The following is a 25,753-nucleotide window of genomic DNA, read 5'->3' as shown; positions in this document are numbered from 1 at the left end:
GGTTAATTGCACCATCAGCATTCCGGATGATCTACCCAATATTGTTGTGAGTGGAGAAATAAGAAGAAATGTTTTTTTAGTAGTAAAGGAAGCATTGAATAATGTGTTGAAGCATTCAAAAGCAACTGAAGTTAATATTACCCTGCAGCGTGTGCCCGACGGGCTTAAACTTTTTATACAGGACAACGGTGTTGGCATTGATTTTGAAAAATTGCGCCAGTTTGGTAATGGTTTAAAAAATATGAAGAAGAGAATGGATGATATTGGTATACTATTTTCCATTGAAAATAATAATGGCACTTTAGTTACGCTGCACCGGATAATAACTGACACTAATTTTTCTTCGTAATACCTGCAGCCAATAAAATCCAACCGGTAATAAAACACAAACCGCCAAATGGGGTAATGGCACCAATCCATTTTACAGATTGTACCGCAGTTAAAATATACAATGAACCTGAAAATAAAATAATACCGGCAATAAAAAGATTACCTGCCCATTTTAATAATTTGTTTGAAAATTCTTTATACAAAATACCGGTTACCAGCAATGCAAACGCATGATAAAATTGGTACCTCACAGCAGTTTCAAATGTTTGCAATCCTTCGGCAGATAGTTTTGTTTTTAAAAAATGTGCGCCGAATGCACCACAAATAACTGCCACTGCTGCAAGCAAAGCTCCTGCTGTTAAAAAAAATTTATTCATTGTATTAAGTTGATGCTGTCTGCTGTAATTGCCGAAACCGGCAAAGTTATTTTTGCCTGCGAATAATAAATTTCTCTTTCCTGTAATTTATTTTCAATAAAAATTAATAACTCCTGCGGAGAAAAATCTTTTATCAGCGGCCTTTTTTCCTGTTCGGTAATTACTCTTTTAAAAATATCCTGAGCAGTTGCTGCAAGATATACCGTTGTTCCATTTGCATTCATCCACTGCATATTATTATTAAAGCATGGCGTGCCGCCGCCGCAGGCAATTATACAATTTTGTTTTGTTGCAAATGTTTGCAGCATTTGCATTTCCTTCTGCCTGAAATATGCCTCGCCATTTTGGTTAAATATTTCTGCAACCGATTTTTTTTCTTTCTTTTCTATTACTTCGTCCAGATCAAAAAACTGCAGTCCGCTTTTTGCAGCCCATAATTTACCCCAGTGCGTTTTACCACTGCCCATAAATCCAATAAGAAAAATCTTACCCCCTAACCCCCTGAAGGGGGAATTGACCGCAGTGTTCATGTTAATTGTTTAACTATCCTTATAACTAGGAAAACACGAATTTACACGAATAAAAATTCCGCATTAAATTCTACATAATAATCTTTGCTAAATTCTTCGCTACGATAAAGTTCCCCTTTAGGGGCGGAGGGGCGAGGGGCTAATGCTTTGGATTATAAATATCGTTGGGTGTAGGTGTGGTGGAAGGTGTAGGCGATGTACGTGTAGTAGAAGAACTCTTCTTTTTAAAATCCCCTCTCTTCCACGCTTTAATAAACTCTGCCCATGCAAACGGGTTAAAAATATTTTGCGGGGGAACCTGGCCGGCATAATAAGCTTTTGTACCTGCCTGTCTTAAAAATTGATTGCTGGCTTCCCTTCCGTCGGAGGGTAAGTTGGCTGCTAAAATGCGGCGTGTGGCAGCGTCATTATTTTTTCGGGCCACAGTTATATAATCGTCCTGTACAGGGTTGTTTAAAAAATCTCTTTCAAACTGTGCCCTTGATGGACGTGATTTAATAATTGTTGCAGGCAAATAAATAGTATCGTTAATCATTAATTGAATTACGCTTTGCTGGTTGCCGGTAAGATCTTTAGGGATGGAAACTGATTTTGTTTTAAACCCAATGCTGCTGAATTCAATTTCGTCGCCTTTTAAAACCACAATACTAAAAACGCCTTTATCGTTGGTAACTGTTCCCCTGTTTTGATTTTTTACCACCACACTAACACCTTCCAAACCTTTTAAACTGTCTGCAGTCATTACAAGGCCATATAATTGCACTACCGAATCTTTAAAAGATTCGAACTGAGCTTTTGACTGCACAGGTTTTATAAAACAAAAAATAAAAAGTATAGGTATAAATCTACGCATCAATAAAAGTTGAATAATGGTATGCCGTACAAGTGAGTGACACAACGATGTTAAATAGTGTTACCAAAGTTTGTCCCAAAAATAACAACATTCCTTAATTAATAAACAAAGTAAAGGCATGGTTGTTTAAATTTGCATCTCTATTGGCTTTTTAACAAATAATTGAACATGACAAACGAAGATATTTTAAAAGCGCTGAGTAATGTGCAGGAACCCGATTTAGGCAAGGATCTGGTGACCTTAAATATGATAAAAGATATAAATATTGAGGGCAATAATGTGTCGTTTACCATTGTGCTTACCACGCCTGCCTGCCCAATGAAAGATATGATGCGTATGGCCAGTGAAAATGCGGTGAAAATATTGGTGAATAAAGAAGCCGTGGTTACCGTAAATTTTACGGCCAACACTACCACCAACCGAAAAGATGCTAAGACAATTTTGAGCGGTGTAAAAAATATTATTGCAGTGGTGAGTGGTAAAGGCGGTGTAGGAAAAAGTACGGTAAGTGCGAACCTTGCTTTGGCATTAGCTGCTGGTGGTGCAAAAGTTGGACTGATGGATGCTGATATTTACGGCCCCAGCCAGCACATAATGTTTGGCATACGTGGCGAAAGGCCATTGATGAAAGATGATGGCAGTGGCAAAGGCATGATTGTGCCGATTGAAAAATTTGGAATTAAAATAATGAGTATTGGTTTGCTGATTGATGAAAAACAGGCGGTGGTTTGGCGTGGCCCAATGGTAAGCAGTGCCATCCGCCAGTTTGTTACCGAAGTTGATTGGGGCGAACTGGATTATTTAGTAATTGATATGCCACCCGGCACCGGCGATATTCATTTAACTGTGGTGCAAACTGTACCTGTTACCGGGGTGATTGTTGTTACTACGCCGCAATTGGTGGCGCTTGCAGATGCAAAAAAAGGTGTAGCCATGTTCGGGCAGGCACAACTGAAAGTACCTGTAATTGGTTTGGTAGAAAACATGAGTTATTTTACTCCGGCAGAATTGCCCGGTAATAAATATTATATTTTCGGAAAAGATGGCGGCAAAAATTTAGCCGATGAATTTGATCTTGCTTTTTTAGGCCAAATACCTATTGTACAAAGCATACGTGAGGGTGGTGATATTGGGGTGCCCGTAATAGTGAGTGATGAACCGGTAAGCAAAAAAGCTTTTGAAGATTTTGCAGGCAATGCGGTTAGGGCTATTGCCATGAGGAATGCGAATATGGAACCGACGAAGGTGCAGGAAATGGTGGGTTAACCTCACCTATCCCAAAGGAGAGGGAAATGGAGGAGATTATGTAGAAGATTGTGTTATAGAAATTATTTTGAGTAGAATGCACTCTTTGTAACAAAATTCTAAAAGATGGTTAAATAATTTTAGTTACCCATTTCAGTTTCCTCTTCCTTAGGAGAGGGGTTGGGATGAGCTTTTATTCAACAAAGCACTTCGCTGATATGAAATACTTTTCAATAGCTTTATTCTTTACCGTTTTATTTTCGTGCGCTACAAATAAAAAAATGGCTGCAACTACAAATGAAGTACAAAAGCCCCCTTTAGGGGGTTTGGGGGTTTTCGATAAACAAGGCCACCGTGGCTGCCGTGGTTTGATGCCCGAAAACACTGTACCGGCAATGATAAATGCGGTGGGTATGGGTGTTACTACTTTAGAAATGGATGTGGTAATTACAAAAGATAAGCAGGTGATATTATCGCATGAGCCGTTTTTTAATCATGAGATAACGACAAAAGCGGATGGCAGTTTGGTAAATGAAAAAGAAGAAAAGAGTTTCAATATTTATAAAATGAATTTTGCTGAAACTCAACAATTTGATGTGGGATTAAAACCGCATCCCCGTTTTCCTCAGCAACAAAAAATGGCGGTACACAAACCACGTTTGGCTGATGTATTTGATTCGGTAAAAAATTATATGATGATGGCGAGAAGGCCGTTTCCTTTTTTTAATATTGAAACAAAATCAATGCCTGCTACCGATAATATTTACCATCCTGCACCTGCGGTGTTTGTGGAATTACTGATGAAAGTGATTAAAGAAAAAGATATGGAGCAATATGTAATTATTCAATCTTTTGATTTTAGAACGTTGCAATATTTACACCAGCATTATCCTTTAATAAAAACGGCTATGCTTATTGAGGATTACGATAAGCGAAGTTTAGAAGATCAAATTAAGGCATTAGGTTTTACACCAACTATTTACAGCCCTGCTTATGTTTTAGCTACTGCGGAAGTGATAAAAAAATGTCATCAGCAAAATATAAAGATTATTCCGTGGACGGTGAATGATAAAAAAGAAATAGAAAGGTTGAAGGGTTTGGGTGTGGATGGGATAATTAGTGATTATCCGGATTTATTCTAAAGAATAAAAAAACGGAACGCAGATTATCATGATAGATAAGATTTAATATGATCTTATCTGTGTTAATCATAATCATCATAAAAATCAGCGTTCTAAACCCCCAGCCAATCCTCCGCATTTTTAAACAACAACTTTTCCTGCAAGTCTTTCTCCAGTCCCATCGTTTGAATTAACTTTCCGGGATGATGTTCTCCCAATGGAAAAGGATAATCGCTGCCCAAACAAATTTTGTCTTCTCCCATTACATCAATTATATACTTCATGGCTTTTTCATCATGCACTAAACTGTCTATCCAAAATTTACCAATATAATCTCTGGGGTTAATAGCATTATCAATAGCAACCAAATCGGGACGAACATTAAAGCCATGTTCTATTCTTCCTATCGTTAAAGGAAAACTGCCACCGCCATGTGCAAATGCCACTCTCAATTTTGGAAATGCCTGCAGCACTCCACCAAAAATCATCGAACAAATTGCCCTTGAAGTTTCGACAGGCATGCCTACTAACCAGGGCAACCAATATTTTTGTATCTGGTTTTCTCCCATCATTTCCCATGGATGAATAAATAAAGCACAGCCCAATTCTTCTGCTCTTTTATAAAAAGGAAAGAATTTTTGTTCTGATAAATTTTCGCCGTTGATGTTACTGCCAATTTCTAACCCCGGCATTTTTAATTCGGTAACACAACGTTCCATTTCCTGTATGGCCAGGTCAATATCCTGCAATGGCACAGTGCCAATACCTATAAAACGTTTGGTGTTTTTTGTAACCGTGTTTGCAATATGATCATTAAAAAAGCGGCTGGTTTCTAAACCATCTTTGGGTTTTGCCCAGTAATTAAATAACACCGGAATGGTAGATAAAACCTGGATGGTTACATCTCTTTCATTCATTTCTTTCAACCGCAATGCAGCATCAAAACAATTGTCTTCTACTTCTCTAAACAACTTATCGCCTTTCATCATGCAGGCTTTGCAGTTGCGGTGTTCTAAATGTATAAATTCTCCATAGCCAAATTTTTGTACCCAGTTGGGCATTTTATCGGGCATTATGTGGGTGTGTATGTCGATTTTCATATTTTTCACGCCAAGCAGATAAGATGCAAAGACGCAGTTAATGTAGAGAATAATGAGTTGTAAATAATTTTTCATTGCGCCTTATTTCCTTTGCGCCTTTGCATGAAAACTCCGCTACCCTTTTTTAACTGGAGGTGCCATCACCGCTCCACATTTATCACAAGTTCGTTTATGTTCATCTTTATAAAAACCTTCCATCACTGGCGGCAACTGGGTAACAATATCTGTGATCACTTTATATTCTTCGTACAATTTATTGCCGCAACTTTCGCAGTACCATAAAAAACCATCTTCTTCGCTTTCTCTTACTTTTTCAATTACCAGTCCAACAGTGTTTGGTCCACGCTGTGGACTGTGCGGTGTTTTAGGCGGTAATAAAAAAATATCGCCTTCATTAATTGCAATATCTTTCGGTACACCATCATCAATTATCTTCAGCACAATATTGCCCTCCACCTGGTAATACAATTCTTCACTTTCGTTGTAATGATAATCTTTACGGCTGTTGGGGCCGCCTACCACCATCACAATAAAATTTTCTGCATCTTTATAAATACATTGATTGCCTACAGGAGGTTTTAGTAAATCCCGGTGTTCATCAATCCATTTTTTTAAATTAAAGGGTGCTGAAACTGACATAGCTAAAGTTTTAGGATTGTAAGTTAAATATTTTTTTGTACTGAATACCAACTCATAATTCATAACGCTTAATTCATCACTAAAATATTTACCTTTAACCTTATGAATCTTGCCATTCCATATCATTTAGAAAATTTTATTGGTGGAAATTTTATTGGTCCGCTAAGCGGTGCATTTTTAGATAATGTAAATCCTGCTACTGCAGAAGTGTACGGACAAATTCCCAACAGCAATAAAAAAGATATTGATGTTGCAGTGCATGCGGCACAAAAAGCTTTCGTAGAATGGAGTATCACTTCCAATGAAAAACGATTTTTTATTTTAAATAAAATTGCAGATTTAATTGATAAAAACCTGGAGACATTAGCATTAGCCGAAACCAACGATAATGGAAAACCATTATGGCTAAGTAAAGAAGTTGATATCAAAAGAGCATCGGCTAACTTTCGTTTTTTTGCAACAGCCATTATGCAGTTTGCCAGCGAAAGCCATGCCATGGAAGATAAAGCCATCAATTACACTTTACGTCAACCCATTGGTATTGTGGGTTGCATTTCTCCCTGGAATTTACCTTTATATTTATTTACATGGAAGATTGCGCCTGCACTGGCCGCAGGTAATTGTGTAATTGCAAAGCCAAGCGAAGTAACACCGGTTACTGCTTTTCTCTTAGCAAAAATTTGTAAAGAAGCCGGTTTGCCCGATGGTGTTTTAAATATTGTACATGGCGATGGGCAAAATTGTGGTGAAGCAATTGTACAACATCCTGCAATAAAAGCAATATCGTTTACCGGCAGCACAAAAGCAGGTGGCAGCATTGCCAGTATTGCTGCACCCATGTTTAAAAAACTTTCATTGGAGCTGGGCGGAAAAAACCCTATTATTATTTTTAATGATTGCGACTGGCCAAAAATGCTGCAGGAAACCATTCGTTCGTCGTTTGGTAACCAGGGACAAATATGTTTGTGCGGCAGCCGGATATTAATTGAAAAAGCTGCTTACGAAAATTTTAAAACATATTTTGTTGACATCACAAAAAAATTAACTGTTGGTGATCCGCTGGATGAAAAAAGTAAACAGGGCGCCATAGTAAGTAAAGCACATTTTGAAAAAATAATGAAATGTATTGCAATTGCAAAACAGGAAGGCGGAAAAATTTTATGTGGCGGCAATGCCATTAAATTAGAAGGAAGATGTACTAACGGATATTTTATTGAACCGACAATTATTGAAGGCTTAGATCAACAATGTAAAACTAACCAGGAAGAAATTTTTGGACCGGTAATAACCATTCAATCTTTTGAAACAGAAGAAGAGGCTTTGCAATTAGCCAACGCAACGCAGTATGGTTTAGCAGCAACGATATGGACGCAGGACATCAGCAAAGCCAACCGCATGGCGGCAAAAGTAGAAAGCGGAATTGTTTGGGTAAATTGCTGGCTGGTAAGAGATTTGCGTACCCCGTTTGGTGGTATTAAAAATAGCGGCATTGGCAGAGAAGGTGGCTGGGAAGCCTTGAGATTTTTTACTGAAGCGAAAAATGTTTGCATACAATTTTAAAATTCTATCGCAGAGAAAAGGAGAAGCAGAGATGTCGCAGAGATCCTCTGCGGAAACTCATTATCTCCTTTTCTCTGCGGTTAAAAAAATGAACCATGAGCGAAGTTGTAAATACAGAAACAGCAGCAAAACCATTAGGCGCATATCCGCATGCAAGAAAAGTGGGCAACTTATTATTTCTGTCTGGTATTGGCAGCAGAAATGTAAAAGACAATTCCATACCCGGATTAGAATTAGATAATGAAGGCAATATTATACAATATGATATTGAAGCCGAATGCCGCCAGTGTTTTGCCAATGTAAAGGCCGTGCTGGAAGCCAGCGGCAGCAGTTGGAATAAGATTGTTGATGTAACTGTTTTTTTAACCAACATGAAAAAAGATTTTCCTGTGTATAATAAAGTGTATGCTGAATATTTTACTGCAGTGCAAGCTTGCAGAACTACAGTAGAAGTAAAAAGTTTGCCGACACCAATAGCGATTGAATTAAAAGTAATAGCAACAATAGATTGACAATTGGGCTAAAGCCCTGCGAATAAAAATCAATTGCCACGGGCTTAAGCCCGTGGCAATGCAAAAACAATAGCTGGCTTTAGCCCGAAATATATTTTATGATATTTGAAAATAGCTTAGCATTTGCCCAACAACTTGATGCAAACGATTCTCTAAAAAATTTCAGAGATCAATTTTATATTCCTATCATCAATGGAAAAGAAGCTATTTACTTTACCGGAAATTCTCTTGGCTTGCAACCTAAAACCACACAAGATTATGTACTGAATGAATTAGAGGACTGGGCCAACTTTGGCGTAGAAGGACATTTTCATGCAAGAAAACCATGGATGCCTTATCATGAAATTTTTCCTGCGCAACTGGCAAAAATTATTGGTGCGTTACCCGAAGAAATTGTAGTGATGAATCAACTGACGGTGAATTTACATTTGCTGATGGTGAGTTTTTACAGGCCAACCCAACAACGTTATAAAATTATTTGCGAAGCAAAAGCATTTCCTTCTGATCAGTATGCAATGGAATCGCAGGTAAAATATCATGGATTAAATTATGCAGATGCAGTTGTTGAAGTACAACCAAGAGAAGGAGAATATGCAATTAGAACAGAAGATATTCTTACCACAATACAACAACACGGCGACAGCGTAGCAGTAGTTTTATTTGGCGGTGTAAATTATTATACGGGTCAGCTTTTCGATGTACAAAAAATTACCACTGCTGCACATGCGGTGGGTGCCATTGCAGGATTTGATCTGGCACATGCAGCCGGTAATGTGGAGCTCCAGCTCCACAATAATAACGTTGATTTTGCCTGCTGGTGTTCTTACAAATATTTAAACAGTGGGCCAGGTGGTGTATCCGGAATTTACATTCATCAAAAACATATTGCTGATAAAACAATCCCACGCTTTGCTGGCTGGTGGGGCCATACCAAAGACACCCGTTTTAAAATGGAGAAAGGCTTTGAACCCATACCTACTGCCGAAGGATGGCAATTAAGCAATGCCCCTATCTTATCAATGGCTGCACACAAAGCGGCACTGGATATTTTTGAAGCAGCGGGCATGGAAAATTTAATTGCAAAAGGAAAAATGCTGAGTGATTATTTATTGTTTATTATTGATGAAATAAATACTGGCTTAAAAGAAAAACAAATTGAAATAATTACACCACGAAACGAAAATGAAAAAGGTTGCCAGGTGAGTATGCTGATGTTACAAAGAGGGGCGGCAGTTTTTGAAGCATTGAAACAGCATGGTGTACTTGCAGATTGGAGAGAACCCAATGTAATTCGTGTGGCGCCGGTGCCGTTGTACAATACATTCAGCGATGTGTTTACATTTGGACAAATTGTAAAAGCAATACTGGAACACTGATAAATATGATTATGATGATTTACGCAGATAAAATCATAATCAATGGTAACACTAATAAAAATCTGTGTTCTAAAAAATGAAAAAAGATACTATAATCATTGGAGCAGGCTTAGTTGGTTCATTGCTTTCTATTTATTTAAGTAAGAAAGGGCATAAAGTAAAACTTTATGAACGCCGCAGCGATATGCGTAAAGAAAAAATTGTTGCAGGCCGCTCTATAAATCTTGCTTTAAGCGACAGAGGAATAAAAGCATTAGAAGAAGTGGGCATTATGGAGGAAATAAAAAAGATCGCTATTCCCATGCATGGCAGGTATATCCATAACGCAGATGGCAGTACCGCTTACCAGCCTTATGGAAACGATGGGCAATTTATTAATTCTGTATCAAGAGGAGAACTGAATAAAATGCTGATGAATTTAGCAGAAGCTAATGGAGCAGAAATTTTCTTTAATGAAAAATGCGAAAGCATTAACTGGAAAGAAAATAAAATTTCATTTCAACATACTGCTAACTTTCTACCTACAATTATCAACTATCAACTTTTCTTTGGCAGTGATGGCGCTTATTCTGCAGCAAGGCTAAACCATCAATTACAACACGACAGGTTTCAATATCAACAGCACTATATTGATTTTGGGTATAAAGAACTAACTATCCCTTCAGGCAGCAATGGCGAATTTTTGATGGAGAAAAATGCATTGCATATTTGGCCGAGAGGAAACTTTATGCTGATTGCATTACCCAATATTGATGGCAGTTTTACTTGTACCTTATTTTTTCCTTTTGAAGGTGAAACTTCCTTTGCATCATTAGATACTAAAGAAAAAGTAAAAATATTTTTTGAAAAGACATTCGCAGATGCAGCTGATTTAATCCCCACATTAGAGGATGATTTTTTTAATAACCCTACTGCTTCTTTAGTAACTGTAAAATGTTTTCCGTGGATAAGAGACAATAAATTTGCATTGATAGGTGATGCGGCACATGCCATTGTTCCATTTTTTGGCCAGGGTATGAATTGTGGTTTTGAAGATTGCAGTGTATTAAATAATTTAATTGGTAAACATAACGACAACTGGAAAAACATTTTAGAAGAATATCAAATCTTGCGTAAACCTGATGGCGATGCCATTGCCCAACTGGCACTGAATAATTTTATTGAGATGAGAGACAAAGTGGGTGACCCTAAATTTTTATTGCAGAAAAAAATTGAAGCTGCCTTCAGTAAAAAGCATCCTGATAAATGGACGCCTGCTTATGCACAGGTGACTTTTAGTCCGCAGATAAGATATAGCGATGCATTGAAGAATAGCATAAAGCAGGAAGCGATAATGCAGCAGGTAATGGCTTTGCCGGATATTGAAAATATTTGGCAGACTGGAGAAGTAGAACAAATGATGCTAGAAAAGCTATTGGGCTAAAGCCCCCAACTGGTGATTGTTATCCAGAGCCTGAAGGCAGTGGCAATTGAAATACATTTTTTTAAAAAGTAGTTTGTAATTATTACCAATAAATTGCCCCGCCCTTCAGGGCGGGTAACTGATAAAAAGCCAACGGGCTTTAGCCCAATAAACCATGTACAAATTTTCCTACTACACCGAACAAGACACAGAAAAGGTAATTGCCTTTATGAAAGAAAATGCCTTTGCCTTAATTACTGGCACAGGAGAAAAATATCCTGTAGCCACACAAATTCCTTTGGAGATAAAGATAAAGGAAGGTAAAATATTTTTAGAAGGCCACCTGATGCGAAAGACAGATCACCATTTGGCTTTTGAGAAAAATAATAATGTATTGGTGCTTTTTACAGGGCCGCATTGTTTTGTAAGCGCAAGCTGGTACACCAATCCGGGAGTGGGTTCTACCTGGAATTATTTAACCGTACATGCTAAAGGAAAAATCAGTTTTACCGACGAAGAAGGAACTTTAAAAGCAGTAAAAGCAGTAAGTGATAAATATGAAGGTACAACATCTGAAGGTGCATTTGATAATTTACCAAAGGAATATATTGACCACATGGTAAAAGCTATTGTTGGTTTCAGCATTGAAGTGGAAACCCTCGATAATGTTTTTAAATTGAGTCAGAACAGAGATGTAGATTCTCAAAAAAATATTATTGAACAGTTAAAAAAAAGGGGCGATGACAATTCGGTAATGATTGCAGAAGAAATGGAACGCAGATTGAACTGATAAAAATTATTATAACTGATTTATTTACTTTTGCAGCATGACAAGGAAACAACTGACAGAACAGATACAAATAAAAAAATCTTATTTAACTGTAGGATTGGATACCGACATCACAAAAATCCCCAAACATTTACAATCGCACCCCGATGCAATTTTTGAATTTAATAAAGCAATTATCGACGCCACAAAAGATTTATGTGTTAGCTATAAAATAAACACTGCCTTTTATGAAGCGTTGGGAGTAAAGGGTTGGCAAGCGATGGAGAAAACAGTAAATTACATTCCCACAGAACATTTTAGAATTGCAGATGCCAAGCGTGGCGATATTGGTAATACTTCTTCGCAATATGCCAAAGCATTTTTTGAAACGTTGAATTTTGATGCGATAACTGTTGCGCCTTATATGGGTGAAGACAGCATTCGTCCGTTTTTAGAATATGAAAATAAATGGACGATAGTTTTAGGGCTGACGAGTAATGCAGGCAGTAAAGATTTTGAACAGCTGCGTTTGGTTAGTGAAGACACTAACCAAGGTAAAGTAGTTTGTGAGGACACGAACTACGGTGGTGAATTTTTATACGAACAGGTTTTGAAAAAAGTAAGCAACTGGGGTAATAAAGATAATTTAATGTTTGTAGTGGGTGCTACAAAAGCAAGCGACTTAGAAAAAATAAGAAAAATAATTCCTGATAATTTTTTATTGGTACCGGGTGTTGGTTTCCAGGGTGGCAGTTTAAAAGATGTAAGTAAATATGGCATGAATAAAGATTGCGGACTTTTAGTAAATGCCAGCAGGGCAATAATTTTTGCCAGCGAAAAAGAAGATTTTGCAGCAGAGGCAAGGGTTATTGCACAGCAGTATCAAAACGAAATGGCGGAATATTTAAAATAATATCTTATGCAACGCAGAAAATTTCTCCAAAACATTTCACTGCTTTCTGCAGCTGCAACATTGCCTGCAGTTAGTAATGCCACAGCTGAAAAAAAGAAAAATAAATTTACTGCTGCCTTCATCAGCGATATACATATTAAACCATTAGCCATTGCCGAAGCAGGAATGACAAAGGTTTTACAGAATATTAATCAATTAAAACAGCTTCCCGATTTTATTATTAATGGCGGCGACAGTATTATGGATGCACTTGCTGTTGATAAAGAAAAAACAAAAATACAGTGGGATCTTTTTAATAAAATTATGCAGGCCGAGAATAAATTACCTGTAAAACATTGCATAGGCAATCATGATATTTGGGGATGGCAATTAAAAGAAGATGTAAAAAATGACAGTCTTTACGGTAAAGCCTGGTGGCTGCAGCAAACGGGTAACGCAAAACCTTATTACAGCTTTTCGCACAACAACTGGCATTTTATTATTTTAGACAGTACACAGGAAAATAATGGCAGCTATATTGCATTGTTAGATACTGAACAATTTAACTGGCTGGAAAACGAATTGAACAATAACAAAGAAAAATTCATCTGCATTGTTTCTCATATTCCCATTGTTTCTTTTTGCAGTGCTATGTTTTTTAAAGATATGCTGCCCAATGGGGATTGGAAATTATCGAGGGCATTACTCCATACCGATGCAAGAAAAATAAAAGATCTTTTTAAAAAATATCTCAACATTAAAACATGCCTGAGTGGCCATATACATTTACAGGATGAAGTGGATTATCTGGGTATAAAGTATTTTTGCAACGGGGCAGTTAGCGGCAACTGGTGGAACGGATCCTTCCAGGATTTTGCGCCAGCTTATGCACTGTTTAATTTTTATACCGATGGAACTGTGGAAAGAAAGATGATGGAATACTGATACTGCCTTATTTAAAAATGCCGTTATTTGATTTAGAAAATTTTCTTCCACTGCAAACTGTTCAACAATAAAATAACTGGCGCCTGATGCTCAGTATATTATTATACTTAAATGTAAACAATGAAGCTGCTTTATTTGAAGTTTGGTTAATTAGTTATCAGCAGTGATAAAAGAAATATTAGTTGGTTACTGCTTTTATTTTTTGCCAAAGGCTATTGTCAAAACCAGAAACTGCAAAACTCGGGTTTGCCGGATCTGATGCATCACCCATTCTTATCACCACCATATTTTTACTGGGTACTACATAAATACGCTGGTCGGAGGCTCCCATTGCAGCAAACATATCAGCAGGTGCATTTGGCACAAGCATTCCCGGGAAAACCGTTTGCCCGCTGGGCACCATAAAAGTGGTTTTACCATTTAACCACCATAAATAACCATACCCCGGATTTATATTTTGCGATGTTGAAACACTTTCATTAAAATAAGTTTCATTTATTATCTGCTCATTGTTCCATTTGCCTTTATTAAGTGCAAGCAATCCAAACCTTGCCATACTGCGGGTATTGCTGTTGTAAATTTTATAAATAACTCCGTTGTTCCAAAAGCCATCCATCCCTATTCTATTTTTCAATTTTGCATTGAAGTATGTTTCAAAACTCTGGCCGCTTGCGGCGGCCACAACATCCATTAATTTTTGAAAAACATTATGGTAACTCCATCTGGTACCTGCATCTGCCATGTAGGTTAAGTTTGCAGTAATAACTAAATCGCTTGAGTCTTTAATTCCGGAAGTCATGGTAAGCAAATGCCTTGATGTTATTAAATTTTCTTTTGCTAATGGTTCTTTCGTCCACCCAGTACCTAAATATTGCGAAACGCTGTTATTAATGCTGAGTAAGCCTTCCTGCTGGGCAATTCCTGTTGTGGTTGCCGCAAGGGTTTTGCCTGCGCTGTTCCATTGCCATGTTGTGGTGGGGGTGTGCCCGTTAAAATATTCTTCCATTACAATTCTTCCGTTTACAAGAATTATAAATGATCTGGTGTTTTTTTGAACAAGAAAATCTTTCAGTGGCTGTATGGCACTTTCGTTCCAACCCAGGCCGGAAACGGGCTTTGTTTGCCATGTATTATCAGTGATTGAAGGAAAATACATGGTTTCTGGCACAGGGTCAACTGTAGAATCTCCATCTCCTTTTTGGCAGCTAAAGAATGTAATTGCAGCGGTAAGCAGTAGTAAGTATTTCATAAAATAATTTTGCAGATAGACTTTACGCTTTCATAAACGTTTAAACTGGCAAATTATTTTTCTCTATTTGTTTAATCATTCTCTTAATAAATAATAGTTAACTATAAATGAAATGTTCAAAATGTTAAAATATTCTTACAAAATGTAAAATAATTACTACTTATTGTAAAAAATATTTTACATTTGTGAAAACAATAAAATTATGACTACACAATTATTATTATCACACAGGTATAAAAAAATTGGTTGGTTCATCTTTATTCCTGCTACAATTTTGGGGCTTATATTAGCCAGTGGTCGATTTGATACAACTTGGATTAGAGCCAGGGTATTTGCAATTGCCAATGATGGCTCTGCATTGCATTCTGAATACTTTAATTTTGCAGATACCGATATCACTAATACAGTTATTGGGGCTTTATTTATTATTGGTGCAATGCTGGTAAGTTTTTCAAAAGAAAAAAATGAAGATGAATTTATTGCGAATGTACGTTTGTCATCATTACTTTGGGCTGTATGTGTAAATTATATTTTACTGTTATTTTGTTTTGTCTTTGTCTATGGCACATCATTTTTAAGTATTATGCTGTATAATATGTTTACGGTGCTCATCATTTTCATTATCCGGTTTAATTATCTTATGTATAAAAATTCTAAAAGAGCATTTGATGAAAAATAATATTAAGGTAGAAAGGGCAATAAAAGGATTAACGCAGGAAGAACTGGCTAATAAAGTATCTGTAAGCCGGCAAACCATCAATGCTATGGAAGCAAATAAATATGTTCCATCAACAGTATTAGCGCTTAAAATTGCAAAACTATTTAACAAGCCTGTTGAAGAAGTTTTTATACTGGAGAAAACCGATTGATAAATAATTTTTATTTTGATAGTTCCAATTGTTTAATCCATTTCCGGCAAATAGCTAAAGGTATTAAACCAATTACCCCAAAGCTGCAGTCTATTAAAACATGAAAAATTGGGATATGCCTTATTGGTGCAGCAATAAAAGCCAATGGAATTATTGCCACGCAAGCCATCATGGCCCAATCAATAACCCATATATTTTTTACCGGATCTTTTAACGGGCCGATAAAAGCCATGGCAATTACAATATGTGCAAAAGCCAGCCAATCGAACCCGTAAGCCAGCATGGGATATTTTGCATTGGTTTCTACCAACGCCGCATACACCTCTTTTAACCATTGCTCTGCAAAGGTTGGCACTAATGCAGGATGATTAAGTAACCAGCGCAATTCTGTTTCTACAGGAAATGCAGTAACACCACTTAGTATTAAGGCGATGATAAAAAATAAAATGAGCAGTCGGATTTTGGTGAGTAATTTCATTTTAAGGATTTAATTTTTTTGGTTTGCCCGGCACAAAACTTCCTGTAGGCGCTGTCCACCAGGGATGAATTTCATAAGTTAATCTTCCTGCTGCAATTGCAGGATCGGTATTCAATAATTTTTCAACTTCTTCTTTTGTGCTGCAGTCAAAAATAAAAATGCCTTTCCAGCTGCCATCATCTCCAAACGGGCCGGCTACTTTTAATTTTCCCTCATAATATAAATGGCCGATGTTTGCCATATGCCCTTCCTGTATTTTTGCGGCAGTTGCAGAATCCTGTGTACGGTTGCTTCCTGCAATAAGCATTACAAACCAGTATTGTTTTATTTGATTTTCTACTTTTGGTTTTCTTCTTATTGTTGAAGTGCTGGATTTTTGTTGAGCTGAAGCTTCAATAAAAAAGATTGAACACATTGAAACGATCAACAAATATTTTATAACAACTTGCATAAAAAATAATTTTACCGAATATACAAAAGGCCCGTAAATAATTACGAACCTTTTATCATTCATGGCTATACAGTTGTTATCAGGTGGTTCTGCTTTTCGATTTATTTTTATTCTTGCCTTTTAAATCATCCGCACTGGGTTCTCCTAAAATTACTTCGCCAAAACTCGATTTAATTTTAATGGATACGGAACCACTCCCCGATTTGCCATTATAATTGTGGTCAAACTTTGGGCCTTTACCATCATCCTCTTCATCACCATCAAATTTTACATTGGTTCTGTTTTTAAAACCGCCAAAACTGGTAGAGATATTATAAGAAGCAGACAGATCATTAGCCGGTTTAAGGTTAAAAGTAGAGTATGATACTTTTGCATCAAGGCCGGTAAGGCTGTTATCAATATTTATTTTTGTTGCACTGCTGAATTCAAGATTCAGTTTTACATTACCTGATAATTTGCCAAATTCTGCGGAGGAATATTTAATACTAACATTACCATTAGCCGCACTTTCAATTTTTGCTTTTCCAAATTCAACGTTTAGTGATTTCACATTGCTTAAAGCACCTGTTGTTAACGAACCAAATTTGCTGCTCAGGTCAACTTCGCCTTTGTAATCCGGCACTACAGTTGCGCCAAATTCATTGATAATATGCAAAGGATTAGATGCAGGCATAGAAATATCGTAATTAATTTTCATGCTGCTTTTTTCTCCTTTTGAATTATTGACACCTTTTATAGCAGTTTTGAATGAAACGTCGCCACCACTTTTAGAATCTGCAATGCTGATGCCATCTATTATTTTTTGTGCAACTGCTTCTGTATTGGCAGATACTTCAACAGTAATATCAACTTTTATTTCGTTCTTATTCCAGGTTACTACTTTCACATCGCCAAAAGAATTTTGAATATTCAATTTATCGGATGAAGAAACATTGTACGATTTGTTTACCGATTTATTTTTTACAAATTCATACTTTTTTTTGCTGTCATTATTATTGTCGTTATCATTTTGGGCAAAAATGCTTTGCTCAAAAAAGAAGAAAGGCAGTATAAAATTAAATAGTCTGATTATTTTTTTCATGGCTATACTTTTTTGTTTGTTTAATTTGATTAATGATGTTTAATTGCTGATTCAATACATTCAGCTGCAGCTGCAGGTTTTGAATCATGGCTTCAATCAGCATTTCACGGTTGGGTGTAGCGCCGAGTTGGTTTTTAAGGGATTTATACGAACTGTCCAATTGGTTAATGTCGGTGGCGAACTTGCGGTACAACTCCGGCTGTTCGGGTGCAAGTGCTTTTAATTCCTCTTGTTTAAGCACAACTAATTTTGCAAATTCATTTAGTTCTGGTGCAAATTCAGGAGCTGTGATATTAATGTCTGCAGCTGAATCATTTTTTGTTGCAGTTGCAATATCTGTACCTGCTTTTTTATTATTCAGCATTAAAAAAATAGTGATGCCTGCTGTAATTAAAAGTGCAGCTGCAATACTCCATTTATAAAGCGGCGTTAGTGCAGCTTTCTTTTTTTTCTTTTCGGCAAAACCAGCTGCAATATTTTCCCAAACTTTACCCGATGGTACCGCATCATCAAATTCGTTGCGGTTATCACCTATAAATTTTTCTAACCTCCTGCTCATATTCCTTCTTTTAAAAGTTGTAATAATTTTTGTTTGGCACGTATGTATTGTGTACGTGTGGTTGATTCTGCCACATCCAAAATTTCTGCAATTTCTTCATGGTCGTAACCTTCTAATAAATATAAACTCAATACAGTTCTGTAACCATCGGGCAATTGCATTATCGATCTTTTTACTTTCTCCACTTTTAGTTCAATTTCATGCTCATCAATAAAAATCTCCTCTGCCTTGTTGTGTATTTCGGTTCCATCAATATCTACCCAAATAACTTTTCGTTTTTTAAGTTGATTAATGCTGCGGTTAATACAAATTTGTTTAAGCCAGCCGCCAAAACTGCTGCGGTATTCAAAGCCCTGCAGGTTTTTAAACGCTTCTGTAAAACTTTCCTGCAGCACATCTTCTGCTTCGGCAATATTATTTACAATACGCAGGCAGGTATTAAACATTGCTTTGGCATATCGCTGGTACAATTCCTTGTAGCCAGCCGCTTCGCCTTTTTTGCAGCGTTCAATCAGTTCATCGTGATGTGGCAATAGCGTCAGTTCCAAAAAGAAAGGTTTTAGTAATAGAGACAACAGGGTTTCAGCAATGTTGCATCAAAGATAAAAACAAGTTTTTGGTGGAGAGGGAAGATATTATCTTTGTGCAAGTCATCTCACCTATCCTCTCCTTTAGGAGAGGGAAATGGAGAAGACATTAGCGAAGTTGTTGAAAACAATCTACGCTTCAATAAAAGATGAACAATAGTATGCGGTAGAAGTGAGTGACACAACGATGCTAAACAGAATTACTAATGCTTGTTACAAAAAAATATTACATAATCTTCTAAACAATCTCCGCAATTCCCCCTTTAGTGGATAGGGGTACTTTTTATGGCAGCTAAAACAGATAATTTTCAAAGTCCCGATTATTTTAATGTAGATGAATTATTAACGGAAGAACATAAATTGATAAGAGAAAGTGTACGCAGTTATGTAAAAAAAGAGATCAGCCCCATTATTGAAGACTATGCACAGCGGGCAGAGTTTCCGCAGCAGATAATAAAACAATTGGGCGACCTGGGTTGCTTTGGCCCCACGGTGCCGGAAAAATATGGCGGTGGCGGATTAGATTATATCAGCTACGGTTTAATGATGCAGGAATTGGAACGTGGCGATAGCGGTGTACGCAGCACCGCTAGTGTACAGGGTTCGTTGGTAATGTTTCCTATTTATCAGTACGGCAGCGAAGAGCAACGCAATAAATATTTACCCAAACTTGCCAGCGGCGAATGGTTAGGTTGTTTTGGTTTAACAGAACCCAACCACGGCAGTGACCCAAGTGGTATGCTCACCACAATTAAAGATGCCGGGGATGATGTAATTTTAAATGGTGCAAAAATGTGGATCAGTAATGCACCTTTTGCACAGGTAGCTGTAGTGTGGGCAAAAGATGAGGCCGGAGATATTAAAGGTGTAATTGTGGAAAGAGGTATGGAAGGTTTTAGTACGCCTACAACACATGGCAAATGGAGTTTGCGTGCAAGCGCCACCGGGGAGTTGGTTTTTGATAATGTAAAAATTCCGAAAGAAAATATTTTACCCAATGTAAAAGGATTGAAAGGTCCGCTGGGATGCTTAACCAAAGCCCGTTACGGTATTGCGTGGGGCGCAATTGGTGCGGCAATGGATTGTTATCATATTGCTTTGGAGTACAGCAAAGAAAGAATTCAGTTTGGAAAACCTATTGCACAATTTCAACTGCAGCAAAAAAAATTGGCAGAGATGGTTACCGAAATTACCAAAGCACAACTATTAAACTGGCGCCTGGGTGTGTTGATGAACGAAGGAAAAGTTACACCTCAGCAGGTGAGCATGGCTAAAAGAAATGCCTGCGAAGTGGCTACCAATATTTGCAGGGATGCAAGACAAATGCTGGGCGGCATGGGCATTACCGGCGAGTACCCGATAATGCGCCACATGATGAATTTGGAAAGTGTAATTACTTATGAAGGCACACATGATATTCATTTGCTGATAACGGGAATGGATGTAACGGGGTTGAATGCGTTTAAGTAGCCCCTCCTATCCCCCCCGAGGGGAGGGAAATGAAGAAGATTGAAGTGATAAATGTGTTGTATGTTTTTATGAGCCGGGCTCAGAAGCTTTGTTCAACTTCATTGGCGTCGCACTCTTGTACATTGGTTCTTTATTCAGCTCTTATTAAATTTAATGCAGCTTTTATTTTTAGGAACCACTTTTAAAAAAAATCTGCGGCGTCTGCGAAATCAGCGGGAAATAAAAAAATAAACTCTTAATAAAATGAACAGCATTTCAAATTTTAATTCTCTTTTAGTTCCCCCTTCAGGGGGCGGAGGGGGCAAAGTAAGCGTCATCGGCGCTGGCACTATGGGCAATGGTATCGCTCATGTATTTGCACAAAGTGGTTTTGCAGTAAATTTAATTGATGTAAATCCAACACAACTGCAAAGAGCATTAACTACTATTGAAAAAAATATCGACCGGCAAATTGCAAAAGGCGCCGTAACCGAAGAACAAAAAAAGCAAACGCTTAAAAACATTACCTCAGTAACAGATATTGCGGAAGGCGTTAAAAATGCACAGTTAGTAGTAGAAGCTGCTACAGAAAATATTGATTTAAAACTCAGCATTTTTAAACAGATGGATATTGCTGCGCCTGCAGATTGTATTTTAGCGACCAACACTTCTTCTATCTCCATTACAAAAATTGCAGCCATAACCAAACGTCCGGAATTAGTAATTGGTATGCATTTTATGAACCCCGTGCCGGTTATGAAACTGGTAGAAATAATAAATGGCTACGCCACAAAAAAAGAAGTAACGCAAACTATTGTTGAGCTGAGCAAACAATTAGGTAAAATTCCCTGTGCAGTAAACGATTACCCGGGCTTTATTGCCAACCGCATTTTAATGCCCATGATTAACGAAGCTATTTACAGTTTATATGAAGGCGTTGCAGGTGTAGAAGAAATTGATACTGTAATGAAACTGGGTATGGCGCACCCGATGGGGCCTTTGCAATTGGCAGATTTTATTGGCCTTGATGTTTGCCTGAGTATTTTAAAAGTTTTGCAGGATGGTTTTGGCAACCCTAAATATGCCCCCTGCCCGCTGTTGGTAAACATGGTAATGGCTGGCAAATTAGGTGTTAAAAGTGGCGAAGGATTTTATGTTTATGCGGCAGGGAGTAAGGATTTGGTGGTGAGTGAGCGGTTTAAAAAATAATCTGAAATACAAAAAAAATTAAATGATCCTAATAGAGCCATCGAAAGAAAATATTGAAGATCACTTTGATAAACTCAAAAATCCAAGTACTAACAATACTTATTTACGAACTGTTGACATTATTTCAATGGCAGTTAATACTTATAGTGAAAACAATAAAGAAGCTCATGTTTTAGCAAAAGCTATTTTAATAAATAAACTTTATAATACTAATATTATTTCAATTGACAAAGTTGCTAACCATATAGTAGAAAAAAATGTTCATCAATCAATTAATACAGGAAAAACCCAAGCAGTAAAAGAAATTACTTCTGGACATGGGGTAATATCAAAGAAGAAAGGAAGCGAATACAAATTTTATTCATTTGCAACAAAATACTGTTTTAGTCATAATCCTGAATCTTTTCCAATTTATGATAGAAATATCGATACTGCTTTATGTGAATATAAAAAAATGAGTATTAATAAAGAAAAAAAATTTATAAATTTTAAAAAAAGTGAGTTAAAAGATTATGATACATTCATAAGGGTTTTGTCAGATTTTAAAAGTGATTTCTATTTAGAAGATTTGCCTAATGACTATATTGATAAATTTCTTTGGTCGCAAGGAGATGCTTTTTTAAAAAATAAAAAGAATAAAACTTTATCTATGAAATAGTATAGTCTTACATGCATAAGCCTATAATACCCATATGATAACAAACATATCTTTTGGAATTTGAACATGAAAAATAAGGTAATCTCAAAATTTTTATATAAAGAATTAGTGGCAAATTTTATATTTTAATATTTCTAACTCTAAGTCATGGACAGAAAATACTGGGAAACAATTGCCCCCAAATACGAAACTGAAATATTTGATGTGTTGCAAAATGATGTATCGGGCAGTATAGTTGCTGCAATTGAATCAATGGCTTCGCCTGAAAAAACTATTATTGATATTGGTTGTGCTGTGGGTAAATGGATGCCGGTACTGGCACCAAAATTTAAAATGGTTATTGCTGCAGATATATCTGCAAAAAATTTGCAGATAGCAAAAGAAAAATATACCGATTTTGATAATATAGAATATCACCGGATGGATATGTCGGCTGATGATCTTTCTGTAATACCCTGCGATGCGGCCATCTGCATTAACGCCATCCTCACCCACTCTCTTGAAAAAAGAATTAATTTTTTTCAATCACTTTCACTTTGTTTAAATGCAGGAGGGGAACTGGTGCTGGTAGTACCTTCGTTAGAATCAAAATTATATACCAATATTATTGCCGGCAGATGGAATGTTGATGATGCAGAAAATGATAAACTGCCCGAACCAAAAAAGGCAATTGATCTTTTTAAAAATATAAAACAGGGCGTTACCGATATTGATGATGTGCCCACCAAACATTATTTAAAAGAAGAACTGGAGTTATTACTTGGGCTGGAAGGTTTTGATGTACAAGCAATAAAAAAAATAAATTACGACTGGAAAACAGAATTTCATAAACCACCAAAATGGTTAAAAGAACCTTATCCCTGGGACTGGATGTGTACAGCAAAGAAAAAATAAAAAAATATTTATGGCAGCCAAAGAAAAAAAATTCGATGCCTACATTGCAAAATCGGCCGATTTTGCAAAACCTATTTTGAATCATATTCGTGAGCTGGTACATAAGGCCTGCCCGGATGTAGAAGAAAAGATGAAATGGAGTATGCCATTCTTTGATTACAAAGGAGAGATGCTTTGTCACATGGCTTCGTTTAAACAACATGCTGTTATGGGTTTTTGGAAAGCATCGCTGATGAAAGATTCCATTCTGGTTGAAAATGCTAAATCAGAAGTTTCGATGGGGCATTTAGGAAGGATAACTTCTTTAAGAGATCTGCCACCCGATAAAAAAATAATTGCCTGGATAAAAGAAGCCATGGCACTAAACGATAAAGGCATTAAGCTTGCCGCCAAACCAAAAGCAGAAGATAAAAAAGAATTGGTTGTACCCGATTATTTTTTAAAAGCGTTAAGTAAAAATAAAAAAGCACTGCAAATATTTACTGCATTCTCTTACTCACACAAAAAAGAATATGTGCAATGGATTACCGAAGCAAAAACAGAAGAAACTAAAAATAAACGCATAGCCAGCGCCATAGAAATGATTGCAGAAAATAAAAGCAGGAATTGGAAATATAAATAGTTGCAAAATAAAAAAGCTGCAACAATACAATGTGCAGCTCTTTACTATCGTAAAAAAATAATTTAATTGTGGTCTATCATTTTCATGATAACGCCGTACGATGCATCAGAAAAAGTTCCGTTTACATTGCCTTTATTCCAGTATAAAAAATTACGGTACACCAGGCCAATACCTTTTGCATATTTGGCTTCGCTAAAAGTTCTGTCAATTGCGGTTTGATTATCAATTTCGGCAACTTTAATAGTGCTGTCAATAGTTACTGCACCAATTTGTGCAGGCACGTTCAAACTGTCGTAAGCATAATCCCAGTCATCTAAATATTTAAGGGTAGAACTTAGAGAAGTGGTGTTAATATAAGTATTGCCTTTCCAGTTATAGTCTTGCCTTATAGGGCCTTTAAGTTTTAAAAACCTTAAATTATTCTCCACAAACTCAATACTGTTTTGACTGGGTATCGCCATAAAAACATTATCGGCAACCCATGGGGCATTACTAAAACTGCGGATGTATCTTATTATTCGGTATGCAGGCCTTCCAAGATTATCTGTTATTTGTGCCTCCACCAAATGTTTTACCTGGTAGCTTTTTATTACTGCCGATACCCCAAAGTTGGTGTAATACACCACCGAATCTAAACTGTAAGTGATGTATTTACCCACGGTAAGCGGATAATAATCGCTTACTGGTGCAGTCGCAAGTTCTTCGGTGCTTTTTTTACAGGCACTAAAAAATATAAGCGAAGCAATGGCTAAAAACGAAATTTGTTTTCTCATAAATGGGGTGTTACAAATACAGATGTAATTTTTGTATAAAAAGCTGCCTGTTATAATAAAATGGGTGCGGTACGTTGTATTATTCCGCCACCAATTACATCATCACCTTCGTAAAAAACAGCGCTTTGCCCCGGGGCAATACCTTTTACATTATCGTAAAAACGTACATTTATACCATTTTCGTATGTGTACAGGTTAGAAAGCGCACCTTTATCTTTATAACGGATTTTTGTTACTGCTTCCATGCCCTCGGTAATGCCTTCGTATTTTATCCAGTTTAATTTAGTTACCTGCATATCGTTACGGTTTAAATCATCTTCTTCGCCCAATACCACAGTATTGGTTTCGGGGATAATTTGGGTAACATAAGCTGGTATGCCTAAAGCTATATCCAGTCCTTTGCGCTGGCCAATAGTATAAAAAGGATAGCCTTTGTGTTTGCCCAAAATTTTGCCGTTTTTATCTACAAAAGATCCGCCATCCACTCTTTCTTCCAGCCCTTCTACTTTGCGTTTTAAAAAACCACGGTAGTCGTTATCGGGTACAAAACAAATTTCGTAGCTCTCGCTTTTTTTAGCCAGTTCGGGGTAACCAAAATCATGCGCCATCTGGCGGATTTCGGTTTTACGGTAAGTGCCCAATGGTAAAATTGTGCGGCTAAGCAGATCTTGCTGCAATCCCCACAGGGCATAGCTTTGGTCTTTGGTTTCATCCAAACCTTTGCGTAAAAAAAATCTTCCGTTGGTATGCTGATGCACTTGTGCATAATGCCCGGTGCTTATAAAATCGCAACCCAATGCATCGGCCCTTTTCATTAAGGCACGCCATTTAATATGGGTGTTACACATTACGCAGGGGTTGGGTGTGCGGCCTGCAATATATTCATCCACAAAATTTTCAATTACAAAGTCGCCAAACTCTTCTCTTATATCTAAAATAAAATGCGGAAAGCCATGTTGTACAGCAGCTTGTCTTGCATCATTAAAGCTATCCAGGTTGCAGCAGCCGGTTTCTTTTTTTCCGGTAGTGCCCACACTGGTGGCATAATCCCATGTTTTCATAGTAATGCCCACTACTTCATACCCTTGCTTATGAAGCATCAATGCCGCTACGGTACTGTCGATACCGCCACTCATCGCCATTAAAACTTTTCCTTTTTTACTCATGATTATTTCTCCTGTGCAAAGATAAGGCTTAGACTAGGGACAACCGACGACTGACAA

The 25,753-nt window shown here is 37.1% G+C and carries 30 protein-coding genes; 17 read left to right on the top strand and 13 right to left on the bottom strand.

Annotation, left to right across the window (positions count from 1 at the left end; translation table 11 throughout):
- A partial coding sequence (locus ACY651_RS20235) for a sensor histidine kinase (protein WP_462255334.1) occupies positions 1–349 on the top strand: 349 nt, incomplete at its 5' end.
- Here ACY651_RS20235 and ACY651_RS20230 read toward each other — a convergent pair.
- From ACY651_RS20230 to ACY651_RS20220, 3 genes are all read right to left on the bottom strand, one after another.
- Positions 333–707 (bottom strand): DUF423 domain-containing protein, encoded by a 375-nt coding sequence (locus ACY651_RS20230; protein ID WP_462255333.1) that lies wholly within the window; start codon positions 705–707, stop codon positions 333–335. The genes ACY651_RS20235 and ACY651_RS20230 overlap by 17 nt on opposite strands.
- Positions 704–1,237 carry a shikimate kinase gene (locus ACY651_RS20225; RefSeq protein WP_462255332.1) on the bottom strand — a complete coding sequence of 178 codons (534 nt, stop codon included), beginning with the start codon at positions 1,235–1,237 and terminating at the stop codon, positions 704–706. Before ACY651_RS20225 ends, ACY651_RS20230 begins: the two co-directional genes overlap by 4 nt.
- A 139-nt stretch (positions 1,238–1,376) precedes the next feature.
- Positions 1,377–2,090 carry a carboxypeptidase-like regulatory domain-containing protein gene (locus ACY651_RS20220; protein WP_462255330.1) on the bottom strand — a complete coding sequence of 238 codons (714 nt, stop codon included), beginning with the start codon at positions 2,088–2,090 and terminating at the stop codon, positions 1,377–1,379.
- A 168-nt stretch (positions 2,091–2,258) separates the two neighbouring features.
- Between ACY651_RS20220 and ACY651_RS20215 the strand changes: the two genes are divergently transcribed.
- Together ACY651_RS20215 and ACY651_RS20210 are read left to right on the top strand one after the other, a co-directional pair.
- Positions 2,259–3,356, top strand: a complete 1,098-nt coding sequence (locus ACY651_RS20215; protein WP_462255329.1) for an Mrp/NBP35 family ATP-binding protein — start codon at positions 2,259–2,261, stop codon at positions 3,354–3,356.
- A gap of 260 nt (positions 3,357–3,616) precedes the next feature.
- Positions 3,617–4,477 carry a glycerophosphodiester phosphodiesterase gene (locus ACY651_RS20210; protein ID WP_462255327.1) on the top strand — a complete coding sequence of 287 codons (861 nt, stop codon included), beginning with the start codon at positions 3,617–3,619 and terminating at the stop codon, positions 4,475–4,477.
- 92 nt (positions 4,478–4,569) lie between these two features.
- On the opposite strand, the gene ACY651_RS20205 is transcribed toward ACY651_RS20210, so the two are convergent.
- The gene (locus tag ACY651_RS20205; protein ID WP_462255326.1) at positions 4,570–5,556 is read right to left on the bottom strand and encodes an amidohydrolase family protein; all 987 of its coding nucleotides are present in this window, start codon (positions 5,554–5,556) and stop codon (positions 4,570–4,572) included.
- Between the two features lie 114 nt (positions 5,557–5,670).
- Complete coding sequence (locus ACY651_RS20200) at positions 5,671–6,321, bottom strand: 3-hydroxyanthranilate 3,4-dioxygenase (RefSeq protein ID WP_462255325.1); 651 nt, start codon at positions 6,319–6,321, stop codon at positions 5,671–5,673.
- Between ACY651_RS20200 and ACY651_RS20195 the strand changes: the two genes are divergently transcribed.
- From ACY651_RS20195 to ACY651_RS20165, 7 genes are all read left to right on the top strand, one after another.
- A complete protein-coding gene (locus ACY651_RS20195; RefSeq protein WP_462255324.1) occupies positions 6,298–7,755 on the top strand; it encodes an aldehyde dehydrogenase in 1,458 nt (485 codons plus the stop codon). The genes ACY651_RS20200 and ACY651_RS20195 overlap by 24 nt on opposite strands.
- A gap of 95 nt (positions 7,756–7,850) precedes the next feature.
- Entirely contained in the window at positions 7,851–8,267 is a 417-nt protein-coding gene (locus ACY651_RS20190) for a RidA family protein (RefSeq protein WP_462255323.1), read from the top strand.
- Between the two features lie 98 nt (positions 8,268–8,365).
- Entirely contained in the window at positions 8,366–9,643 is a 1,278-nt protein-coding gene (gene kynU, locus ACY651_RS20185; RefSeq protein ID WP_462255322.1) for a kynureninase, read from the top strand.
- A 76-nt stretch (positions 9,644–9,719) separates the two neighbouring features.
- Positions 9,720–11,066 carry an FAD-dependent oxidoreductase gene (locus ACY651_RS20180; protein WP_462255321.1) on the top strand — a complete coding sequence of 449 codons (1,347 nt, stop codon included), beginning with the start codon at positions 9,720–9,722 and terminating at the stop codon, positions 11,064–11,066.
- Positions 11,067–11,220: 154 nt separating this feature from the next.
- On the top strand, positions 11,221–11,835 hold the full coding sequence (locus ACY651_RS20175) for an FMN-binding negative transcriptional regulator (protein WP_462255320.1): 615 nt from the start codon (positions 11,221–11,223) through the stop codon (positions 11,833–11,835).
- A 37-nt stretch (positions 11,836–11,872) separates the two neighbouring features.
- Complete coding sequence (gene pyrF, locus ACY651_RS20170; protein WP_462255319.1) at positions 11,873–12,727, top strand: orotidine-5'-phosphate decarboxylase; 855 nt, start codon at positions 11,873–11,875, stop codon at positions 12,725–12,727.
- Positions 12,728–12,733: 6 nt separating this feature from the next.
- The gene (locus ACY651_RS20165; protein ID WP_462255318.1) at positions 12,734–13,651 is read left to right on the top strand and encodes a metallophosphoesterase family protein; all 918 of its coding nucleotides are present in this window, start codon (positions 12,734–12,736) and stop codon (positions 13,649–13,651) included.
- 178 nt (positions 13,652–13,829) lie between these two features.
- Here ACY651_RS20165 and ACY651_RS20160 read toward each other — a convergent pair whose 3' ends face one another.
- Positions 13,830–14,900, bottom strand: coding sequence for a serine hydrolase domain-containing protein (locus tag ACY651_RS20160; RefSeq protein WP_462255316.1), 1,071 nt, complete (start codon positions 14,898–14,900; stop codon positions 13,830–13,832).
- A gap of 202 nt (positions 14,901–15,102) precedes the next feature.
- Between ACY651_RS20160 and ACY651_RS20155 the strand changes: the two genes are divergently transcribed.
- Together ACY651_RS20155 and ACY651_RS20150 are read left to right on the top strand one after the other, a co-directional pair.
- Positions 15,103–15,579 carry a hypothetical protein gene (locus ACY651_RS20155; protein ID WP_462255315.1) on the top strand — a complete coding sequence of 159 codons (477 nt, stop codon included), beginning with the start codon at positions 15,103–15,105 and terminating at the stop codon, positions 15,577–15,579.
- Positions 15,569–15,769 (top strand): helix-turn-helix transcriptional regulator, encoded by a 201-nt coding sequence (locus tag ACY651_RS20150; protein WP_462255314.1) that lies wholly within the window; start codon positions 15,569–15,571, stop codon positions 15,767–15,769. Before ACY651_RS20155 ends, ACY651_RS20150 begins: the two co-directional genes overlap by 11 nt.
- A gap of 10 nt (positions 15,770–15,779) precedes the next feature.
- On the opposite strand, the gene ACY651_RS20145 is transcribed toward ACY651_RS20150, so the two are convergent.
- The 5 genes from ACY651_RS20145 to ACY651_RS20125 all read right to left on the bottom strand — a co-directional run bounded on the left by ACY651_RS20145 (position 15,780) and on the right by ACY651_RS20125 (position 18,886).
- Complete coding sequence (locus ACY651_RS20145) at positions 15,780–16,247, bottom strand: hypothetical protein (protein WP_462255313.1); 468 nt, start codon at positions 16,245–16,247, stop codon at positions 15,780–15,782.
- Between the two features lies 1 nt (position 16,248).
- Positions 16,249–16,662: a YciI family protein gene (locus ACY651_RS20140; RefSeq protein ID WP_462255312.1), complete on the bottom strand. Its 414-nt coding sequence runs from the start codon at positions 16,660–16,662 to the stop codon at positions 16,249–16,251.
- Between the two features lie 115 nt (positions 16,663–16,777).
- Complete coding sequence (locus ACY651_RS20135; protein ID WP_462255311.1) at positions 16,778–17,779, bottom strand: hypothetical protein; 1,002 nt, start codon at positions 17,777–17,779, stop codon at positions 16,778–16,780.
- Entirely contained in the window at positions 17,754–18,338 is a 585-nt protein-coding gene (locus ACY651_RS20130) for a hypothetical protein (protein WP_462255310.1), read from the bottom strand. Before ACY651_RS20130 ends, ACY651_RS20135 begins: the two co-directional genes overlap by 26 nt.
- Entirely contained in the window at positions 18,335–18,886 is a 552-nt protein-coding gene (locus ACY651_RS20125; protein WP_462255309.1) for an RNA polymerase sigma factor, read from the bottom strand. The genes ACY651_RS20130 and ACY651_RS20125 overlap by 4 nt, the downstream gene beginning before the upstream one ends.
- A gap of 324 nt (positions 18,887–19,210) precedes the next feature.
- Between ACY651_RS20125 and ACY651_RS20120 the strand changes: the two genes are divergently transcribed.
- From ACY651_RS20120 to ACY651_RS20100, 5 genes are all read left to right on the top strand, one after another.
- The gene (locus ACY651_RS20120; RefSeq protein WP_462255308.1) at positions 19,211–20,395 is read left to right on the top strand and encodes an acyl-CoA dehydrogenase family protein; all 1,185 of its coding nucleotides are present in this window, start codon (positions 19,211–19,213) and stop codon (positions 20,393–20,395) included.
- Positions 20,396–20,638: 243 nt separating this feature from the next.
- Positions 20,639–21,583, top strand: coding sequence for a 3-hydroxyacyl-CoA dehydrogenase family protein (locus ACY651_RS20115; protein WP_462255307.1), 945 nt, complete (start codon positions 20,639–20,641; stop codon positions 21,581–21,583).
- Positions 21,584–21,605: 22 nt separating this feature from the next.
- On the top strand, positions 21,606–22,241 hold the full coding sequence (locus tag ACY651_RS20110) for a hypothetical protein (RefSeq protein WP_462255306.1): 636 nt from the start codon (positions 21,606–21,608) through the stop codon (positions 22,239–22,241).
- A gap of 147 nt (positions 22,242–22,388) precedes the next feature.
- On the top strand, positions 22,389–23,135 hold the full coding sequence (locus ACY651_RS20105) for a class I SAM-dependent methyltransferase (RefSeq protein WP_462255305.1): 747 nt from the start codon (positions 22,389–22,391) through the stop codon (positions 23,133–23,135).
- 10 nt (positions 23,136–23,145) lie between these two features.
- Positions 23,146–23,757, top strand: a complete 612-nt coding sequence (locus tag ACY651_RS20100) for a YdeI/OmpD-associated family protein (RefSeq protein WP_462255304.1) — start codon at positions 23,146–23,148, stop codon at positions 23,755–23,757.
- Positions 23,758–23,819: 62 nt separating this feature from the next.
- Here ACY651_RS20100 and ACY651_RS20095 read toward each other — a convergent pair whose 3' ends face one another.
- Both ACY651_RS20095 and mnmA read right to left on the bottom strand, forming a co-directional pair.
- Entirely contained in the window at positions 23,820–24,530 is a 711-nt protein-coding gene (locus tag ACY651_RS20095) for a hypothetical protein (protein ID WP_462255302.1), read from the bottom strand.
- Between the two features lie 50 nt (positions 24,531–24,580).
- Entirely contained in the window at positions 24,581–25,696 is a 1,116-nt protein-coding gene (gene mnmA / locus ACY651_RS20090) for a tRNA 2-thiouridine(34) synthase MnmA (protein WP_462255300.1), read from the bottom strand.
- Positions 25,697–25,753 lie beyond the last annotated feature (57 nt).

Source organism: Ferruginibacter sp. (genome assembly GCF_031391665.1).
In the GTDB taxonomy this organism is placed as follows: Bacteria; Bacteroidota; Bacteroidia; order Chitinophagales; family Chitinophagaceae; genus Ferruginibacter.
This window is presented reverse-complemented; position numbering and strand designations above follow the sequence as displayed.

What these genes read in the sequence shown, in the direction of transcription:
- ACY651_RS20230 (WP_462255333.1), bottom strand. Translation starts at nt 707, where the DNA reads ATGAATAAATTTTTTTTAACAGCAGGAGCTTTGCTTGCAGCAGTGGCA.
- ACY651_RS20225 (WP_462255332.1), bottom strand. Translation starts at nt 1,237, where the DNA reads ATGAACACTGCGGTCAATTCCCCCTTCAGGGGGTTAGGGGGTAAGATT.
- ACY651_RS20220 (WP_462255330.1), bottom strand. Translation starts at nt 2,090, where the DNA reads ATGCGTAGATTTATACCTATACTTTTTATTTTTTGTTTTATAAAACCT.
- ACY651_RS20215 (WP_462255329.1), top strand. Translation starts at nt 2,259, where the DNA reads ATGACAAACGAAGATATTTTAAAAGCGCTGAGTAATGTGCAGGAACCC.
- ACY651_RS20210 (WP_462255327.1), top strand. Translation starts at nt 3,617, where the DNA reads ATGGCTGCAACTACAAATGAAGTACAAAAGCCCCCTTTAGGGGGTTTG.
- ACY651_RS20205 (WP_462255326.1), bottom strand. Translation starts at nt 5,556, where the DNA reads ATGAAAATCGACATACACACCCACATAATGCCCGATAAAATGCCCAAC.
- ACY651_RS20195 (WP_462255324.1), top strand. Translation starts at nt 6,298, where the DNA reads ATGAATCTTGCCATTCCATATCATTTAGAAAATTTTATTGGTGGAAAT.
- ACY651_RS20200 (WP_462255325.1), bottom strand. Translation starts at nt 6,321, where the DNA reads ATGATATGGAATGGCAAGATTCATAAGGTTAAAGGTAAATATTTTAGT.
- ACY651_RS20190 (WP_462255323.1), top strand. Translation starts at nt 7,851, where the DNA reads ATGAGCGAAGTTGTAAATACAGAAACAGCAGCAAAACCATTAGGCGCA.
- kynU (WP_462255322.1), top strand. Translation starts at nt 8,366, where the DNA reads ATGATATTTGAAAATAGCTTAGCATTTGCCCAACAACTTGATGCAAAC.
- ACY651_RS20180 (WP_462255321.1), top strand. Translation starts at nt 9,720, where the DNA reads ATGAAAAAAGATACTATAATCATTGGAGCAGGCTTAGTTGGTTCATTG.
- ACY651_RS20175 (WP_462255320.1), top strand. Translation starts at nt 11,221, where the DNA reads ATGTACAAATTTTCCTACTACACCGAACAAGACACAGAAAAGGTAATT.
- pyrF (WP_462255319.1), top strand. Translation starts at nt 11,873, where the DNA reads ATGACAAGGAAACAACTGACAGAACAGATACAAATAAAAAAATCTTAT.
- ACY651_RS20165 (WP_462255318.1), top strand. Translation starts at nt 12,734, where the DNA reads ATGCAACGCAGAAAATTTCTCCAAAACATTTCACTGCTTTCTGCAGCT.
- ACY651_RS20160 (WP_462255316.1), bottom strand. Translation starts at nt 14,900, where the DNA reads ATGAAATACTTACTACTGCTTACCGCTGCAATTACATTCTTTAGCTGC.
- ACY651_RS20155 (WP_462255315.1), top strand. Translation starts at nt 15,103, where the DNA reads ATGACTACACAATTATTATTATCACACAGGTATAAAAAAATTGGTTGG.
- ACY651_RS20150 (WP_462255314.1), top strand. Translation starts at nt 15,569, where the DNA reads ATGAAAAATAATATTAAGGTAGAAAGGGCAATAAAAGGATTAACGCAG.
- ACY651_RS20145 (WP_462255313.1), bottom strand. Translation starts at nt 16,247, where the DNA reads ATGAAATTACTCACCAAAATCCGACTGCTCATTTTATTTTTTATCATC.
- ACY651_RS20140 (WP_462255312.1), bottom strand. Translation starts at nt 16,662, where the DNA reads ATGTGTTCAATCTTTTTTATTGAAGCTTCAGCTCAACAAAAATCCAGC.
- ACY651_RS20135 (WP_462255311.1), bottom strand. Translation starts at nt 17,779, where the DNA reads ATGAAAAAAATAATCAGACTATTTAATTTTATACTGCCTTTCTTCTTT.
- ACY651_RS20130 (WP_462255310.1), bottom strand. Translation starts at nt 18,338, where the DNA reads ATGAGCAGGAGGTTAGAAAAATTTATAGGTGATAACCGCAACGAATTT.
- ACY651_RS20120 (WP_462255308.1), top strand. Translation starts at nt 19,211, where the DNA reads ATGGCAGCTAAAACAGATAATTTTCAAAGTCCCGATTATTTTAATGTA.
- ACY651_RS20115 (WP_462255307.1), top strand. Translation starts at nt 20,639, where the DNA reads ATGAACAGCATTTCAAATTTTAATTCTCTTTTAGTTCCCCCTTCAGGG.
- ACY651_RS20110 (WP_462255306.1), top strand. Translation starts at nt 21,606, where the DNA reads ATGATCCTAATAGAGCCATCGAAAGAAAATATTGAAGATCACTTTGAT.
- ACY651_RS20105 (WP_462255305.1), top strand. Translation starts at nt 22,389, where the DNA reads ATGGACAGAAAATACTGGGAAACAATTGCCCCCAAATACGAAACTGAA.
- ACY651_RS20100 (WP_462255304.1), top strand. Translation starts at nt 23,146, where the DNA reads ATGGCAGCCAAAGAAAAAAAATTCGATGCCTACATTGCAAAATCGGCC.
- ACY651_RS20095 (WP_462255302.1), bottom strand. Translation starts at nt 24,530, where the DNA reads ATGAGAAAACAAATTTCGTTTTTAGCCATTGCTTCGCTTATATTTTTT.
- mnmA (WP_462255300.1), bottom strand. Translation starts at nt 25,696, where the DNA reads ATGAGTAAAAAAGGAAAAGTTTTAATGGCGATGAGTGGCGGTATCGAC.